The sequence below is a fragment of the Winogradskyella sp. PE311 genome, assembly GCF_046545555.1.
GTDB lineage: Bacteria > Bacteroidota > Bacteroidia > Flavobacteriales > Flavobacteriaceae > Winogradskyella.
Genome location: NZ_JBHZTH010000001.1, coordinates 875,788 through 890,779, shown reverse-complemented (window position 1 = coordinate 890,779; position 14,992 = coordinate 875,788). Strand labels below are relative to the sequence as shown.

The 14,992-nt window shown below is 31.0% G+C and carries 20 protein-coding genes; 4 read left to right on the top strand and 16 right to left on the bottom strand.

All coding sequences use genetic code 11. The features are described from left to right. Positions 1-5: 5 nt before the first annotated feature. The 15 genes from ACFWU4_RS03925 to ACFWU4_RS03855 form a co-directional block, all read right to left on the bottom strand. Positions 6-323: an Hpt domain-containing protein gene (locus ACFWU4_RS03925; protein ID WP_411125071.1), complete on the bottom strand. Its 318-nt coding sequence runs from the start codon at positions 321-323 to the stop codon at positions 6-8. After that, positions 310-1,374 carry a sensor histidine kinase gene (locus ACFWU4_RS03920; protein WP_411125069.1) on the bottom strand — a complete coding sequence of 355 codons (1,065 nt, stop codon included), beginning with the start codon at positions 1,372-1,374 and terminating at the stop codon, positions 310-312. The genes ACFWU4_RS03925 and ACFWU4_RS03920 overlap by 14 nt, the downstream gene beginning before the upstream one ends. Next, the gene (locus tag ACFWU4_RS03915; protein ID WP_411125067.1) at positions 1,374-2,507 is read right to left on the bottom strand and encodes an FIST signal transduction protein; all 1,134 of its coding nucleotides are present in this window, start codon (positions 2,505-2,507) and stop codon (positions 1,374-1,376) included. Before ACFWU4_RS03915 ends, ACFWU4_RS03920 begins: the two co-directional genes overlap by 1 nt. 2 nt (positions 2,508-2,509) lie before the next feature. Continuing rightward, on the bottom strand, positions 2,510-4,099 hold the full coding sequence (locus ACFWU4_RS03910; RefSeq protein WP_411125065.1) for a PAS domain S-box protein: 1,590 nt from the start codon (positions 4,097-4,099) through the stop codon (positions 2,510-2,512). Continuing rightward, the gene (locus tag ACFWU4_RS03905; protein WP_411125063.1) at positions 4,099-4,638 is read right to left on the bottom strand and encodes a heme NO-binding domain-containing protein; all 540 of its coding nucleotides are present in this window, start codon (positions 4,636-4,638) and stop codon (positions 4,099-4,101) included. The genes ACFWU4_RS03910 and ACFWU4_RS03905 overlap by 1 nt, the downstream gene beginning before the upstream one ends. Further along, positions 4,638-5,048, bottom strand: coding sequence for a response regulator (locus ACFWU4_RS03900; protein ID WP_411125061.1), 411 nt, complete (start codon positions 5,046-5,048; stop codon positions 4,638-4,640). Before ACFWU4_RS03900 ends, ACFWU4_RS03905 begins: the two co-directional genes overlap by 1 nt. 128 nt (positions 5,049-5,176) lie before the next feature. After that, positions 5,177-5,548: a hypothetical protein gene (locus tag ACFWU4_RS03895; protein ID WP_411125059.1), complete on the bottom strand. Its 372-nt coding sequence runs from the start codon at positions 5,546-5,548 to the stop codon at positions 5,177-5,179. Between the two features lie 130 nt (positions 5,549-5,678). Next, the gene (locus ACFWU4_RS03890) at positions 5,679-6,041 is read right to left on the bottom strand and encodes an MmcQ/YjbR family DNA-binding protein (protein WP_411125057.1); all 363 of its coding nucleotides are present in this window, start codon (positions 6,039-6,041) and stop codon (positions 5,679-5,681) included. Positions 6,042-6,073: 32 nt separating this feature from the next. Further along, entirely contained in the window at positions 6,074-6,472 is a 399-nt protein-coding gene (locus tag ACFWU4_RS03885; RefSeq protein ID WP_411125055.1) for a hypothetical protein, read from the bottom strand. Position 6,473: 1 nt separating this feature from the next. Further along, the gene (locus ACFWU4_RS03880) at positions 6,474-7,085 is read right to left on the bottom strand and encodes a DUF4230 domain-containing protein (RefSeq protein WP_411125053.1); all 612 of its coding nucleotides are present in this window, start codon (positions 7,083-7,085) and stop codon (positions 6,474-6,476) included. A 43-nt stretch (positions 7,086-7,128) separates the two neighbouring features. Next, on the bottom strand, positions 7,129-7,878 hold the full coding sequence (locus ACFWU4_RS03875) for a cyclase family protein (protein ID WP_411125051.1): 750 nt from the start codon (positions 7,876-7,878) through the stop codon (positions 7,129-7,131). 2 nt (positions 7,879-7,880) lie between these two features. Beyond that, entirely contained in the window at positions 7,881-9,008 is a 1,128-nt protein-coding gene (gene hemW / locus ACFWU4_RS03870; RefSeq protein ID WP_411125049.1) for a radical SAM family heme chaperone HemW, read from the bottom strand. A gap of 2 nt (positions 9,009-9,010) precedes the next feature. Beyond that, positions 9,011-9,376, bottom strand: coding sequence for a hypothetical protein (locus ACFWU4_RS03865; RefSeq protein WP_411125047.1), 366 nt, complete (start codon positions 9,374-9,376; stop codon positions 9,011-9,013). Between the two features lie 40 nt (positions 9,377-9,416). Continuing rightward, entirely contained in the window at positions 9,417-9,971 is a 555-nt protein-coding gene (gene ruvC / locus ACFWU4_RS03860; protein ID WP_411127219.1) for a crossover junction endodeoxyribonuclease RuvC, read from the bottom strand. A 32-nt stretch (positions 9,972-10,003) separates the two neighbouring features. Beyond that, positions 10,004-10,642, bottom strand: a complete 639-nt coding sequence (locus ACFWU4_RS03855) for a cell envelope biogenesis protein OmpA (RefSeq protein WP_411125045.1) — start codon at positions 10,640-10,642, stop codon at positions 10,004-10,006. Positions 10,643-10,669: 27 nt separating this feature from the next. Between ACFWU4_RS03855 and ACFWU4_RS03850 the strand changes: the two genes are divergently transcribed. The 4 genes from ACFWU4_RS03850 to ACFWU4_RS03835 all read left to right on the top strand — a co-directional run bounded on the left by ACFWU4_RS03850 (position 10,670) and on the right by ACFWU4_RS03835 (position 14,517). Continuing rightward, the gene (locus ACFWU4_RS03850) at positions 10,670-11,635 is read left to right on the top strand and encodes a lysylphosphatidylglycerol synthase domain-containing protein (protein WP_411125043.1); all 966 of its coding nucleotides are present in this window, start codon (positions 10,670-10,672) and stop codon (positions 11,633-11,635) included. Further along, the gene (locus ACFWU4_RS03845) at positions 11,635-12,774 is read left to right on the top strand and encodes a glycosyltransferase family 2 protein (protein ID WP_411125042.1); all 1,140 of its coding nucleotides are present in this window, start codon (positions 11,635-11,637) and stop codon (positions 12,772-12,774) included. The genes ACFWU4_RS03850 and ACFWU4_RS03845 overlap by 1 nt, the downstream gene beginning before the upstream one ends. A gap of 136 nt (positions 12,775-12,910) precedes the next feature. Further along, complete coding sequence (locus ACFWU4_RS03840) at positions 12,911-13,774, top strand: hypothetical protein (RefSeq protein WP_411125040.1); 864 nt, start codon at positions 12,911-12,913, stop codon at positions 13,772-13,774. Between the two features lie 5 nt (positions 13,775-13,779). Further along, positions 13,780-14,517: a Bax inhibitor-1/YccA family protein gene (locus ACFWU4_RS03835; RefSeq protein ID WP_411125038.1), complete on the top strand. Its 738-nt coding sequence runs from the start codon at positions 13,780-13,782 to the stop codon at positions 14,515-14,517. Here the strand turns inward: ACFWU4_RS03835 and ACFWU4_RS03830 are convergent. Further along, positions 14,514-14,990 (bottom strand): hypothetical protein, encoded by a 477-nt coding sequence (locus tag ACFWU4_RS03830; protein ID WP_411125036.1) that lies wholly within the window; start codon positions 14,988-14,990, stop codon positions 14,514-14,516. The genes ACFWU4_RS03835 and ACFWU4_RS03830 overlap by 4 nt on opposite strands. Positions 14,991-14,992 lie beyond the last annotated feature (2 nt).

The following is a 14,992-nucleotide window of genomic DNA, read 5'->3' as shown; positions in this document are numbered from 1 at the left end:
TAAACTTATATGGTCTCTAAAAAATCGGTCATATTCTGTAAAATAGATTCAAAATCTTCCTTACCTATGCTACTCTTATCAATGAGATTATGCTCATAACTAACAGCAACATCATAACTTTTTATAAGTCCTAAAATACTAATTTTATGTTTAAGTTTATGTACATTTTCTGCGGCTTCTTTAAAATTTTCCGCTGCTATATTATCAAAATAAACTTGTTTCTCTTCAGGAAACTCTTTTTTGATGATGTCTATAAGCTTTTGTTCAAAGGCTTTGTCACCTCCAGACATACTTTCTACATAAGACAGGTTAGGCTGTTCCATTATATTTTTTTTTAAGTGTGAAGAAAAAGGTTGTTCCTATTTTTAATTCTGACGTTAACCAAATTTCACCACCATAAAGATCTACTATTTTCTTTACTATAGACAATCCTATACCTGTTGATTCTTGGTTATTTTCTAACTTCTGAAAGGTTTCAAAAATCTTTTGAAAATAAGTTTCCTCAATACCCTTCCCATTATCTTTTATATAAAATTCAAAAAAATCTTTCTTATCAGATACACCAATTTCTATTAGACCTCGCTCTTTGTCATTATAAGTTACCGCGTTACTTATAATATTCTGAAACAATTGTTGCAGTCTATATTTATCACCTTTTATTATAGGCAATTCTTGCTTTTTTATTTCAATAGTATCTGGTATATATATAATTCCTAAAATATCATCAATAAGCTTATTAAGATCTACATCATAGACTTCAACAGTATTTTTACCAATGGTCGAATATTCTAAAATCCCATTAATTAGTGTGTCCATTTTTTCAACACTATTTCTTATGAGATTAAGACTTTGTTGCCCTTGATCGTCGATTTTATCGCTGTAGTCATCTTTAAGCCATGCCGTTAATGTATCAATACTTCGCAGTGGTGATTTTAAATCGTGCGATACCATGTGTGCATAATCACTTAACTCCTGATTTTGATGAGCTAACTCACCTAAAAGGGTTTCTCTTTGCTTATTAATCTCAACAATTTCTTTGGTCTGATTATCAATAAAATCAACCAACTTAGAGCCGTCTAAATCAATATTATCTGTATTCTGCTGTTCGGGTAAATTATAGAATTTTAAAGTTTCAATAACATGTTTTAATTTATCTATAACTTCTTTTTGAGCTTTCGCTTCGTTTTTTAATTGTTTATTTGCTTCAAATAATTCGTCCGAGCTAATAGTCATTGCGCGTTGCTGCATTGTAAATTGCTCATCAAAATTAGAATAAGATCTCTCTACAGCATCTAAAAATTGTGCTAGATTTTTATCTGATCTTAAATCTTCTGTTAGATATTTTCTTATTTGACGTCTTAATAAAGAATTCATTATTCGCTTATAAGAGTTATGGTCATCGTCTGGTTATGCAACTGACAATTTATTTCGAGGTTAAATGGCGCAATTTCTCCGTAAGAATAGAATCCACATACTGTTGTATCCTCTCCAATTATCGATACCACTTCTTCTATTTCTTCTTCAACACGTTGATCCAATACTAATTTTCGCCCAATACAACTAACTAATAAAGCCAATTGTGGTTTGTTTTTTCTTTTTTCTAAGGCTTGCTTGGCAGCGAGTTCTGATGCATTTGCAATGTTATCGACATTGGTCATCATAAGCTGAACCTTCGCATTTTCTGGTATATCACCAGCTAAAATCATTGTATTCTCTTTTTCGTCTATATTTAAAATCGTGCGGACATAAGACTGTTCTTCATTCTCGGACTGCACATTGAGTGGATACAACAAAGCTGCACCTGGCAACTCTTTAGATTTTTCTCCTAAATACTTCTTGTATAAATCTAATGCTGGTTGATTATCTAACTCAAACAATACATTAGATTTAGATTTAGTAACTATACGCTCCGGACCAAATGGTGTCCATCCACCATGTATAGCAAAAGAAGCTTCAAAAGTTTCGCCATAAAAACCAATGGCTACAATCTCACCAGATTTTGGTTTTTCATTATATGAGGCTAAGGTTTTTTCGAAACGTGCTGCATCACCGCAAAGTCCACCAGTTATTAATAAACTATCTGCTGTAGCATCATTCATTCCTTTTGTTAATTCACTTCCATTTATAAAGCTACCTTCTGATACTACAAATATGTGCTTCAATCCTTCTTTAGTAAATTGATTTACCAAATCTTTACCCGTTTTAAAACTATCTAAATCTGTATTAAGAACGTTACTCGTTTTTATTTCGAAATGACTTTTTTCAAACTCTATTGCAGTTACTGTAATACTATCATCATCTACATGATCAGCTGTAATATCGCCACTCGTAGAACCAAATACAATATGACCGTCTGAAAACTTATCTCTTAACTCAGTGTAAACCGAATCGTCATCTAATAAAAATCTATTCCCAAATACTAGTACTAATGGGTTTTTCAGTTCCAAAGATTCTGATAGATATTCCCAATCTGTATTTTTACCTTTTCTTAGTTGTACTGTTTTCATTATTATTTTTTTATGGTAAAATAAAATGTAGTGCCTACACCTGGTTCACTCTCTAGCCAAATACTCCCTTTATGTAAATCGACAATCTTTTTTACAATCGATAAACCAATGCCTGTAGACTCTTTACTTTTATTTAAAGAATGGAATATTTTAAAAATTTTATCATGAAATTGTTTCTCAATACCCATTCCGTTATCTGCTATTGAAAATTCAAAATGATTTGGTAACGATTTTACGTTTATGTCTATTTTGCCTTCTGGTTTGTCAATAAATTTTACCGCGTTACTAATTAAATTCTGAAATAATTGCTGAAGCTTTGTTTTATCTCCCTGTACAATTGGCATTTCCTTAGATACGGAAATCTTTACATGATCTGGGACATATAAAATACGCACTAAATCATTAACTAATTCATTAGTATCCACATCAGTTTTTTCATTATTATCAGAGCCTACACTAGAATAATCTAATATATCAGAGATAAGTTGTTCCATCTTTTCTAAAGTACCTTCTATATGCGTAAAATTCTGCAGTGTTACCTCGTCTAATTTATCTTTATTATCTTCTTTAATCCATTGAATTAAAGCATCAATACTTCGTAAAGGTGATTTTAAATCGTGAGAAACTATGTGTGCGTATTCTTGTAACTCGTCGTTACTTTTTTCTAGCTTAGTAAGAAGATTTTCTTTTTGTAATTGTAAACTTTTTAGATCTGTAATATCTAAATGAATTCCTATTGACCCAATAATATCGCCATTAAGGTTGTAATTAGGTGCTCCACTAATTAACCAATACTTTATAATTCCTTCTTTTGTTTTTACCTTAACTTCATAAGAATTGGATTCGCCTTTGGTACGTTTTTTATTTTCTTCTATTATTATATCTGAATCGCCGTCAACCGGAAACATTTCTCCGCCTATTTTTCCTATTAACTCTTCCTCTTTATATCCAGACATTTCTGAGAAACTCTGATTTACCATTTGAATCTCATCATTACTATTAACTTGAACCAGACCTAAATTCATATTAGCAATAATACTGCTGTATTTTTGTTTTTCAGCTTCTAAAGCTTGCTGGTATTTATTTTCTAAAGTAATATCTCTTACAATACCTTGTGCACCAACGGCAATGTCATTTTCATATATAATGCTAGCGTTAATATGTACAAACTTTTTTGCTTTTTTATTGGTTATAATATTAATCTTAAAGTCTGTAATAGATCCTTTCTCAATTAATTTTTCAAAAGAAGGAGCAACTATCTCAGCATCAATTGGATCTACAAGATTCATAAGATTTCCATCGTCTTTAGTAGAATCAAATCCTAACAACTCAACAGCAGCATCATTCATTTTAAGAATGTTACCCCAAAGATCCATAATAATGTAAGCGTCGACTATATTTTCGAATACTCCTTGTAGTTGAGAATTGGCCTTGTTGTATAACTTTGTAAGCTCAGTATGGGAAGCTTCTAGCTTTTGATTAACGTCGTAAAGTTCTGCAGATTTTGCTTCTAAAATTTCCTCTGCGGCTTTTCTAGATGCTCTTTCACGGGCGAGTGCTCTTTTGAGAATACTAATCTCTTCTTGACTCATTAACCTTTGTTGATGGTGAATCTTACTTCTGTACCGGCTTCGTTTAGTTTTTCGAACCCAATATTTGCAGGTACTTTAAATAATTTAAATGTTTCTAACATTAAACCTTTACCTAACATGTATAATGCTTTGTCCGATTTATAGACCATTACCATTTTAGTATCAGTTCGCTCCTCTAACTCAAAGGTTGGTAATTGAGCTTCTGGATATATTTTTTGAACCTCTACGTGTATATGATTTTCTATAGAGGCTAATAGATTCATAGGATCCTTATAGTGTTCTACTAAATTAGGATGTGCTTTTATCAAAGCTTTAAACAAATGTTCTGAATAGACCATGAGGAGATCGTCAACAGATATGTCTGTATTTTCACTTAAATGTGAAATTAACTGCAACATCTCTGAAAATTCATACGTGCCAACAGCGGTATAAATACCTTCTGAATCTAGATTAGACTGAGTGATAATTTTATCAACCATAACAAGTCCAAATTTTTCTTCGACAAGATCTAAAAATTCAGTGAAAATTATTCCTTTCATTATCCTTTAATTAATTCATTTATACTCCAATATGCTAATAATTTTTCAATTTTGGAAACATAATCCTCATATTTTAAAGGTTTTAACACATAACCAGCAATACCAATCTTATAACATTCTAATAAATCGCGTTGGTTATTTGATGTTGTTAAGATTATAGTAGGAATATACTTTAGACGGTCATCTGCCTTAAGTATTCTTAGAAACTCAATACCATTAATCTTTGGCATATTTAAGTCTAATAATATAATGTCTGGTAAACTATCTTTCTGCTCTAATACCTTAAGAGCTTCTTCACCGTTATTAGCTTCTTTGATTTTATGATTTAGTTGTAATGAACTTGTTGCTCTATTGAGCTTCATTACTTCTATCATATCATCTTCGATTAATAAAACATTGAGGCTTTTCATCTTTTATTTGTTTATTTCTAAAAAACAAAGAAAAACATAAAGCATCTGAATAAAATTTATTTTCGGCTGACAGTACTTAACTGTCGACGGATGGTAGATAAGTGTCGACGAATGGTAATTTAGTCGTTTTAAGCTGCTAATGGAGCTTTATGGGTAGATTTAAGAAATGTAAGTTGTGCTTCTCTTTTACTGGTCTCGAATTCTTGTAAAAACTCAACAGACATAACACTTCCGTCAGTTTCTTCTAGATACGCCTCTAATTGAGACATAAACTCTAAGTGCTTTAAACTTTTTTCCAATTCTAAATTAACCAACTGTTCTTTTTGATTAGATATCGATATGTCATGTTTATTCTCTTTATCGCGAACTGCCTTAATTAACATTTCTGATAGAAACATGTAAGAGTCTTTAAAGTCGTTAAAGCTTAGTTGTTTGTTTTTAATTAAATAAAGAGATAAAATAAAAGGTAATAAAATGGCGTAAATAGCAAATACACTCATAGTCTAAGGGTTTAATTATTTGGATTATTTCTTAATGCAAATTTAAAAGATAGTATGTGCTAGATTTTGAGTTTTTCGATGAATAAACATCTCGAGACGTTAGGCGGTAAGTATATAACTTTAAATAAATTTATTGCAGTCTAGATTGAATTTTTTTCGGCAGCCCTTTTACAACCATATCATATGAATGATCTATTAATTCTGTAATTAGTTTAATTGAAAGCTCGCCTGTATGAACATATACACTGTTCCATTGTTGTTTGTGCATATGGTAGCCTGGCTTAATACTGTCGTATTCTGCTCTAAGCTCTTGCGCGTATTCTGGGTCACATTTTAGATTAATAAAGGCTTCCCCATTCTCCCACTTTTTTAAAGATGCTAAGGCAAACATTTTATGACAGACTTTAAAGACTAGTGTGTCATTATCAAAAGGAAAATGTTCGGTCACTTCCTTTTTATTTATACAGAAATTTCTATAATCTTCTATATTCATCAGTTAAAAATTTCAATTAAAGAAAGACTATTTTAATAACTCAAATTCAGTTTAGAGTCGTAATCTGTTAATATTAATTTTAAGTCTTCTAATGCTGTAGGTTCAATTAAATTTAGATTTATTCTTAATTCTTTAGATTCTGATTTAATAATATAATCCTCAGAAAAATACTTGATATTTTTTATATCGCTTACTCTAATAGTCTTGCCAAATGGTATATTTTGTTTTATAAATTGATCCGTAATTGTTAGATACTTGTTTTGTGACTTATAGAGAAAACTAATTATAAATAAAGCGGCTAATACCAACCATCCAAAGCCAAGCCATAATTGATCTTTCATAATCACAATTTGAAAAACACCAAGTATAAACCAAACTATACTTAGATATAAATGTGCTCTTAAGCGTTTCCTATTATATCCAATTTTCATACTACTTCAACAGTTTTTTATCTTCGCCACTTTCTATCTTTAACGCAGAATAGTCTAAGGTCCAGCCGATAGTCTCAACTAAATTTTCAATAAGTTGTATGGCTTCCAAAGCTTCATGCTTAGCCACATTATACAATCCGCTTTCAGGAATTTTATCCATAATATGTTCTTTTGCTTTGGTATGTAATTCTGTTAAGTCAGAGGCTTCAAATTTATTAAACATACCATCTTGTTTATCGTAATAGTTTATATCACTTTCAATTGATAAAACTTCTGGTTGAGGGAAATGAGATAATACTACTGTTTTGGTTTTAGAATTTGAATTCATTTTTACTTTACCCAAATCAAAACCAACATGCGCTTTTGCATTAATTACAACTAATGCTTTTTTCTTACTAGAGATCAGTTTTAAGAATTTTTCCTTAACATCTTCATAGTGGTATATTTCTGCAAAATCCCCTTCTACTGTTATAAATTTACAAACACGCTTAATCTTATCCAAAAGAATAATGGACTGTGCATTGGTCGTTTGTTTCGTTTTCCATTGTCTGTAAATCGTAACTAAACCTAAGGTTACGAGTATACTTATTATGATTATAAAAAATGTTTCCATATGTATAATTTAGACCCATATAAGGGTCTTTTGTCACAAAGTGTTATTCAATTATCTTATATAATATAGGTTTACTCGGTGCAGCATCATTATCAAAAGGTGCTATTTGCAGATTCAACATATAACAACCATCTTCAATCTTATTAGGTACATAAATAAGCTCCGTAATCGTTGCATCTGTTCTTAATTTCCCTTTTGTATTCCAAAAAGCATTGTGCCCTCTTAGCTCTCCTCCATCCTCTTCTCTATCAACACTTGGCAAATCGATTAACAGATGCTTAATACCCTTTTTTACCAAAAGTTTAATAGCGTCTTCTGTAAAATACGTCCAATTAGTATTAGAATACTGTGTTGATTTTTTGTCTTTCATGTTAGGTAATGTTCTTACAACTAAGGCATCTCTTTTTTTATTTCCAATTGCAAATTGTAGTTGCTTAGCAGAGATTACATTATCCTTCTTAAACTTTTCTGGAGCCACACTAATGACTTCCGTCAAAAAGAAAAACTGTTTAAGACACTTATTTATAGAATGTTTTTCTTTAATGATATGACCAACTGTTTCTGTATGTGTTCCGTGAGCGTGTGGGTTAAAGGTTATTGTATTAAAATTGACAGACGCACCTTTTTCTACACTTATTACATCCCCATCAAACACTTCTGGCTCTATTTTTGGCGGACCTATATACCAAACATTAACATTTGATGCATTACCTTTAATAGGAATTGAAATATCTAATGGTTGTGATAAATCAATTTTTAATTTTCTAGAATTGTATTGTATTATTGTCAGCAAGATTAATTAATTTTAAATAGTTCAGAAGCAATACCATCGCTTAAAAATTGCCCCTTTTTTGTTACTCGTAAATGCTCATCATCAATATACAACAAATGTTGATTTATAAAAACATCTGCATGTTCATTTAGGTAATCTTTATAAATAGCACCAAATTCTTTTTCAACTCTAGGTATTGAAACTCCCCAAATTGTTCTTAATCCTGTCATAATATATTCATTATAACGATCTGTAAGAGTTAGTGTTTCGATCTCTATTGGCAATTCATTTTTTGCAATTGTATTTATATATTTAATATTGTTTCTAACATTCCATCCACGTTGTTTTCCATTAAAGGAATGCGCTGATGGCCCAATACCTAGATAAGATTTTCCTTGCCAATAGGCCGAATTATTTTTACTAAAATATCCGTCTTTACCAAAGTTCGACAACTCATAATGTATAAAGCCTTCTTCCTCTAATCTATCCTTTAAAATATGAAATTGCTCGTGGGCTTGCTCATCATCAACATCTTTCATGACTCCTTTTTCAATGAAAGATGCTAAGGCAGTCTTAGGTTCAACAGTAAGTGCATAGCTCGAAATATGAGGTATATTATAGCTTAAAGCCAATTCTATATTTTTCTCCCATTGCTTTTTTGAAGCTCCAGGTATGCCATAAATTAAATCAAGAGAAATGTTATCAAAGTATTTTACAACCTCTTCTAAACAGGCTTTAGATTCATCAGCGTTATGAGCACGATTCATCAATTTTAAATCTGCTTCAAAAAAGGATTGAATTCCAATTGAAAGACGGTTTATTGGGCTTTTAGACAATTCTATTATGCCTGGCTTAGATAAATCATCTGGATTAGCCTCTAAAGTTATTTCTGGCTGCTCTGAAACTTTATAGTTTTTATAAACCGAATCAATTATATATTGCAGTTCATCATTGCTTAACAGACTCGGTGTACCACCTCCAAAGTAAATAGTTTCAACAGTTCTGTTTTTGAACTCATCTTTTCTAAGTTCTAATTCTTTTGCTAAAGCATTAATAAGATCATCCTTCTTTTTTAAGGATGTTGAAAAATGAAAATCACAGTAGTGACAAGCTTGTTTACAGAATGGTATGTGGATGTAGATGCCTGCCATAATTAATCTTCAAACAAATCATACAAAGTTGAAATCCGTAAATCACAATACAATTTCATAAATTGATAATATAACATATCAAATTGACTACCATAAACTTGACGTCGATTTCCCCAAGTATCATATTCTGGAAATTTTAGTTCGAATTGTTTTTCAACAAAATGATCCCAAAGCTTCTCAGAAGCATCAAAACTTTTCATGAAAATTGAATCGTTTTTGTTGATTTTCACTAATTCTAAGACCAATGAATCCTCAAACTTTTGTGATTGATAATAGTTTTCGTGAGCAATATCATTCATTTCAACTTGCCCTTGAGCGTTTATCAATAATGAAAAACTGAAGACTAAATATGTAAGTATGTATTTCATTTATTAATATATTTTTACTTTCGCAAAAATGACCATTAAGTTATTTTTTAACTCTACCCTCATTCTGCTTCACAAAGGCAGACCAACCTGAATAACTCTTACCAACCTGTACACGACCTTGATTATAAAAATGACAAACAGCTGCTGCCAAGCCATCCATAGAATCTAAATTTTTAGGTAATGTCTTAAGGCCTAACATGCTTTGTAGCATTTTAGCAACTTGTTCTTTACTTGCATTTCCGTTTCCGGTAATTGCCATTTTAATTTTTTTAGGCGCATACTCTGTAATTGGGACTTCACGAGACAAACCTGCTGCCATTGCAACACCTTGTGCTCTCCCTAACTTAAGCATACTCTGTACATTTTTACCAAAGAATGGAGCTTCAATAGCTATTTCGTCTGGATGATATGTATCTATGAGTTCTATTGTGCGCTCAAAAATGAGTTTCAATTTTAAATAATGGTCATCATACTTTTTAAGCATAAGTTCATTGAGTTGCATAAACTCCATTTGCTTTCCGACCACTTTTATAAGACCAAATCCCATAATTGTGGTTCCTGGATCTATACCTAATATTATTTTTTCTTTACTCATATTATTACCTATACTCATAGGTAGTTTACTTATTAATCACAAAATTGACAACCACTCAGAGATACAGCAATACCAAAGGTTAAATTAAATACACTTCCATTAAAAGCACCTAATCCACTTAAAACTGGATCGTAATCATCTAATGATGTTAAACCGTATATATATGCGATATCAGTATAAACCGAAACTTTTTCATTAATCGCATAATGTATTTCGAGACCTCCTAATAAGTTCAAATAAGACTGCTTGTTATCACCCAAATTGCCAAGCGGTTTAGAAAAACTAAATCCGGGTCCTGCATGTAAAATTGTTCTGAGTCTAGGTGGTAAAAAACCTAATTGACGTGTTGGATCGTAAACAAATTGGGCATTAATACGTGAATAGTTCACCTTAAATTCTTCTGAATTTTCATCATTTTTAAAACGATTAAAACCAAAGTCTAGTTTAACACCATACTCAAGCTTAAACATATGCTGAATCCCAATATTAACCGTCGGAAAATTTACCGACTGTGCGAATGAGCCATCAACGAATCCATCAGTTGTTGGGTAGTTTAAACCTACAGCAAAAAGGGCTTTCCATTTGCCAGTATCCTTTAATTGCGCATGACTATTAAAAACTAAAAATACGACAGTAAAAAGGAGGAGGTAATGCTTTAAATATTGCTTCATCTGTGAGTTTTTGGTTTAATTTGCAACATGCATTATGACGTGCCATACAAAACTAAGCAATTCTTCTTTGTACTAATTAAGTTAAGTATAGTTGTTGGTGCATTTTATTTTATTTACTCAAAAATTGCAGAAAACGAAAATCTCAAATTCACCGATTTTATCTCTTTTTTGAAAGAAAATGATACATTTTCACCAAAAAACATCATTTTTTTAATCGTTTTAAGCATTTTTAACTGGTTTTTTGAAATATTAAAATGGCAATCTTTAGTTAAGGTTATCAAACAAATCTCTTTTCGAGATGCTTTAGAACAAAGTTTAGGTGGTTTAACAGCTTCCTTAATTACTCCAAATCGTATAGGTGACTATGGGGCTAAAGCAGTCTATTATGGTAAGCAATTTAGAAAACGTATTGTATTACTGAATCTTTTAGGTAATATGGCGCAAATGACAATTACAAGTTTTTTTGGTGTAATAGGTTTTATAATATGTATTAATCGCTATCAAATTAATGTTGATTATTATAAGGTTACCAAGTTTGGATTACTTCTTCTTTTAGTAAGTGTCTTCGCTGTTATTGGTATAACCCATAAACGATTAATTATAAAAGGATATTCTTTAAGTAGAATTTTTAAGTACATAAAGAAAATCCAATCAAAAACAAAGGTGATCATTTTACTTTTTGCACTTATAAGGTATTTAATATTCTCATTTCAGTTCTACTATTTACTGACTATTTTTGGAGTGGATGTAGAGTATTCTAGAGCAATGGTATTAATAACAAGTATGTATTTCTTGGCATCAATTGTTCCTTCGATTTCAATATTCGATGTTGTTATTAAAGGGAGTGTTGCTGTTTTCTTATTTGGCTATGTAGAAGTTAATGAACTAACTATACTAAGCATTATATCGCTAATGTGGTTACTAAACTTTGCAATCCCTAGTTTATTTGGCAGTTATTTCATTTTAAATTTCAAACTTCCTAAAATCGAATAATGATTATATCATCCTTAGTTGTAGTTATCATTATTGTTTATCTAATCTTAATTGGAGCTTTAGTCTATGGCTTTGATAAAGTAGATGATTATAAACTGCAAGATTTAAAGCCCAAAGCTAGATTTTCAATTATTATTCCTTTTAGAAATGAGGCTAAGTATCTTAATAAGTTATTAAATTCTTTATCTCAATTAAATTACCCTCAATCACTATTTGAAGTTATTTTAGTTGATGATGATTCTGAAGACGATTCAATACAAATCATTAATAAGGTTCTCAAAAGAAATAATAGGCTAGCACATATAATTACAGTTATAAAAAACGATAGACGCACTAGTTCCCCTAAAAAGGATGCGATAACATCCGCTATTACTACCTCGAGGTATGAATGGATTATTACTACTGATGCTGATTGCATTCTACCAAAATTTTGGCTTGATACGTTTGATGAATTTATTCAGACACAAAACCCAAACTGTATTGTTGGTCCTGTAATATACAATAGAGCTAATTCATTTTTTAATCGGTTTCAAATTCTAGATTTTCTAAGCCTGCAAGGAGCTACTATTGGAGGTTTTGGCTTGCATTTGCCATTTCTGTGTAATGGAGCAAATTTTGGCTATCGTAAGTCTGTATTCAAAGACGTTGATGGATTTTATGGCAATAACAAAATAGCAAGTGGAGATGATATTTTTTTATTAGAGAAGTTTATAAATCATGATGCAAAAAAAGTAGGGTATCTAAAATCGATGAAGGCAATCGTCACTACCAACCCTGTTAGTGGGTTTAGACAACTTATACAACAGCGTTTGCGTTGGGCTTCAAAAACCAGTCATACTTCTAATTGGTTTTCTAAGTGTGTTGGGCTTATCGTTTTACTTGGAAATTTAGCATGTGCTACAATGATACCACTGCTGCTTTTAGACCTGTTAAGCACCAAAATAGTCTTATCCTCTTTTATCATAAAATTTAGCATCGACTTTTTACTGCTCTTTAAAGTTTCACGCTTTTTTAATCAAGAAAATGTTCTACCATCTTATATATTATCGAGTTTAATCTACCCATTTTTTTCCGTCTATATTTCATTGCTATCCTTTTTTATGTCCTATAGTTGGAAAGGACGAACTTTTAGAAAATAATAGCATATTGAATATTTTTCCTAGCTTTACTCATTAATCGTGATCTATACACATAAGTGTTTGTTTCACAATTTAAAATTGTTTTAAACACTACCGATATAAAGAGATTATTTTTTTAACCAAATCCTAACAACTGATGAAAAAAGTCATATCTATCCTATTAATTTGTTTTGCTTTACAATTTAACTACAGTCAAGAAAGTTATACTGTAAATGGAGAAACACTTCAACTTAAATCTGAAATTGATGGTAAACTCGACCTTCTTTGGAATGTTATTGATGGGCAGTATCGCTATTTTGTTAGAACTGATGATGGATCTATTTCTGAATTAAAGAACACTAAAGATTCTAACAACAACTATAAAGAAGAATACAAATCACTTTTAAGTGAATTAACTAATGGCATGTCTATTGACAACCTGAAATTAACACTATATAGCCTAAAAAATTATATCAATAAATTTAACACATCAGTAGACTCTAATTATGACCCTTATTTTAAAGAAGGAAGCGTACAAATGCGGTTAGGATTCTCTGGTGGTGTTACAAATAATCCGTTTGTTGGGAATCCTGAGAATATAAAAACACCAATGATAGGTGCTGAGCTAGAGGTCTTTGAAGCAAGCGAATTACCTAGACATTCTGGTTTTTTACAAGCACGACATGCTTTTGAAAGTGATGATTTTCAATATAACACTACTGAGTTTTCATTGGGTTATCGTTTTAGATTTATTAGTAAGGAAACATTTTCAATTTACGGGCAGTTTAAGCTTGCTACTGTAAACTTTTCTAATGCAACTTTTATTGACCAAAATAGTATGGAAGTTACTATTAACACTACTTCTTTTGATGTTCCTTTTATTTTTGGCATAGGTTCGGATATTAAGATTGGTGACAATAGTTATATTACCTTTATTTATGGAGAATTGTTTGGGCTTCTTTTAGATAATCAAGATAATTTTTCTACTGATATTGCAATCGGTTATAAATTTAATTTATAAATAAAATGAGCTTAAGGAATTTTAAAACATCTAATCCTGTCTTCAATGGTTATTTTTGGGATGGTAGCAAATCATCAACTAAAACCATGTCAGTTGCCGGGATTTTCTTTAAGTCTATTTTTGGTATCTTAATAATTGCAGCCATAACTGGGTATTTGTGGAAACTAAATGAAGCTGGTATGTCTATGCGGTGGTTTACTTTAGGAGGTATGTTAGGTGCAATAGTAACTAGCATTCTAATTTCTGTTCGTCAAAATTGGGCTCATATCTTAGTCCCTCTTTATGTTATAGCCAAAGGTTTCTTTCTAGGTGGGTTTTCATCTTATGCACATCGTAATTTTCCTGATTTACCTTATCAGGCCATAGGTGTTACTATTGTAACTTTTTTCGTAATGCTATTACTCTACCAACTAAGAATTATTGTGGTGACCAAAAAATTACGCAGTGTTATAATTACTGCAACAATAAGTATAATGGTAGTTTATCTTATTTCTTGGATTTTAAGTTTCTTTGGCATAAAAACATATATCTGGGGCACATCTTGGTTTGCTATTGGATTTAACGTTTTAGCATCTATAGTTGCCTCTTTTGCCTTACTATTAGATTTTGACTATATAGAACGTTATAAAAATAAAGCACCAAAATATAAGGAATGGGTTGCAACTTGGGGACTTTTAGCTACACTCATTTGGTTGTATATTGAAGTCTTAAGACTAATGCAGAAGCTGGCTATTAGATTTTAATTAATCTTTACAATAATTGGCAACTCAAAAGCAGTAGTTACTTGCTGCCCTCTTTTAATAGCCGGAAATATTTGTGGAACACTTTTTAAACTCTGACGCAACAAGCTATCGATTTCAGGGATTTGCAATTGAGTTTCTGGCTTTATACTTAAAGAAGTTATTTCTAACAACCCTTTATTATCAATGATAAGTTTTAAACGAATAGTATCATTAACATCTTCTGAAACTACAAGATTTTGTTGCTCTAAATATAGATTTACATTTGTTAAAAGTGTATTCTGAAAACAAATTTTACTTTCTTGCTTATTGGTTATAGAATCGCAATTACTAAAAGTTGGGTAGGTATCAACATCATTCCAATTAAAAGTTTGCAACTCTTCATCATATAGGTCTTTAGAATTCACTTTTTGCTTTTCAAAATAATCGCAAGAGGTAAAGAGTAGAATTAGAAATAGAAAAACAAATCGGTTCATTA

Coding starts and splice junctions, on each gene's coding strand:
- ACFWU4_RS03925 (WP_411125071.1), bottom strand. CDS start 323: ATGGAACAGCCTAACCTGTCTTATGTAGAAAGTATGTCTGGAGGTGAC.
- ACFWU4_RS03920 (WP_411125069.1), bottom strand. CDS start 1,374: ATGAATTCTTTATTAAGACGTCAAATAAGAAAATATCTAACAGAAGAT.
- ACFWU4_RS03915 (WP_411125067.1), bottom strand. CDS start 2,507: ATGAAAACAGTACAACTAAGAAAAGGTAAAAATACAGATTGGGAATAT.
- ACFWU4_RS03910 (WP_411125065.1), bottom strand. CDS start 4,099: ATGAGTCAAGAAGAGATTAGTATTCTCAAAAGAGCACTCGCCCGTGAA.
- ACFWU4_RS03905 (WP_411125063.1), bottom strand. CDS start 4,638: ATGAAAGGAATAATTTTCACTGAATTTTTAGATCTTGTCGAAGAAAAA.
- ACFWU4_RS03900 (WP_411125061.1), bottom strand. CDS start 5,048: ATGAAAAGCCTCAATGTTTTATTAATCGAAGATGATATGATAGAAGTA.
- ACFWU4_RS03895 (WP_411125059.1), bottom strand. CDS start 5,548: ATGAGTGTATTTGCTATTTACGCCATTTTATTACCTTTTATTTTATCT.
- ACFWU4_RS03890 (WP_411125057.1), bottom strand. CDS start 6,041: ATGAATATAGAAGATTATAGAAATTTCTGTATAAATAAAAAGGAAGTG.
- ACFWU4_RS03885 (WP_411125055.1), bottom strand. CDS start 6,472: ATGAAAATTGGATATAATAGGAAACGCTTAAGAGCACATTTATATCTA.
- ACFWU4_RS03880 (WP_411125053.1), bottom strand. CDS start 7,085: ATGGAAACATTTTTTATAATCATAATAAGTATACTCGTAACCTTAGGT.
- hemW (WP_411125049.1), bottom strand. CDS start 9,008: ATGGCAGGCATCTACATCCACATACCATTCTGTAAACAAGCTTGTCAC.
- ACFWU4_RS03865 (WP_411125047.1), bottom strand. CDS start 9,376: ATGAAATACATACTTACATATTTAGTCTTCAGTTTTTCATTATTGATA.
- ruvC (WP_411127219.1), bottom strand. CDS start 9,971: ATGAGTAAAGAAAAAATAATATTAGGTATAGATCCAGGAACCACAATT.
- ACFWU4_RS03855 (WP_411125045.1), bottom strand. CDS start 10,642: ATGAAGCAATATTTAAAGCATTACCTCCTCCTTTTTACTGTCGTATTT.
- ACFWU4_RS03850 (WP_411125043.1), top strand. CDS start 10,670: ATGCATTATGACGTGCCATACAAAACTAAGCAATTCTTCTTTGTACTA.
- ACFWU4_RS03845 (WP_411125042.1), top strand. CDS start 11,635: ATGATTATATCATCCTTAGTTGTAGTTATCATTATTGTTTATCTAATC.
- ACFWU4_RS03840 (WP_411125040.1), top strand. CDS start 12,911: ATGAAAAAAGTCATATCTATCCTATTAATTTGTTTTGCTTTACAATTT.
- ACFWU4_RS03835 (WP_411125038.1), top strand. CDS start 13,780: ATGAGCTTAAGGAATTTTAAAACATCTAATCCTGTCTTCAATGGTTAT.
- ACFWU4_RS03830 (WP_411125036.1), bottom strand. CDS start 14,990: ATGAACCGATTTGTTTTTCTATTTCTAATTCTACTCTTTACCTCTTGC.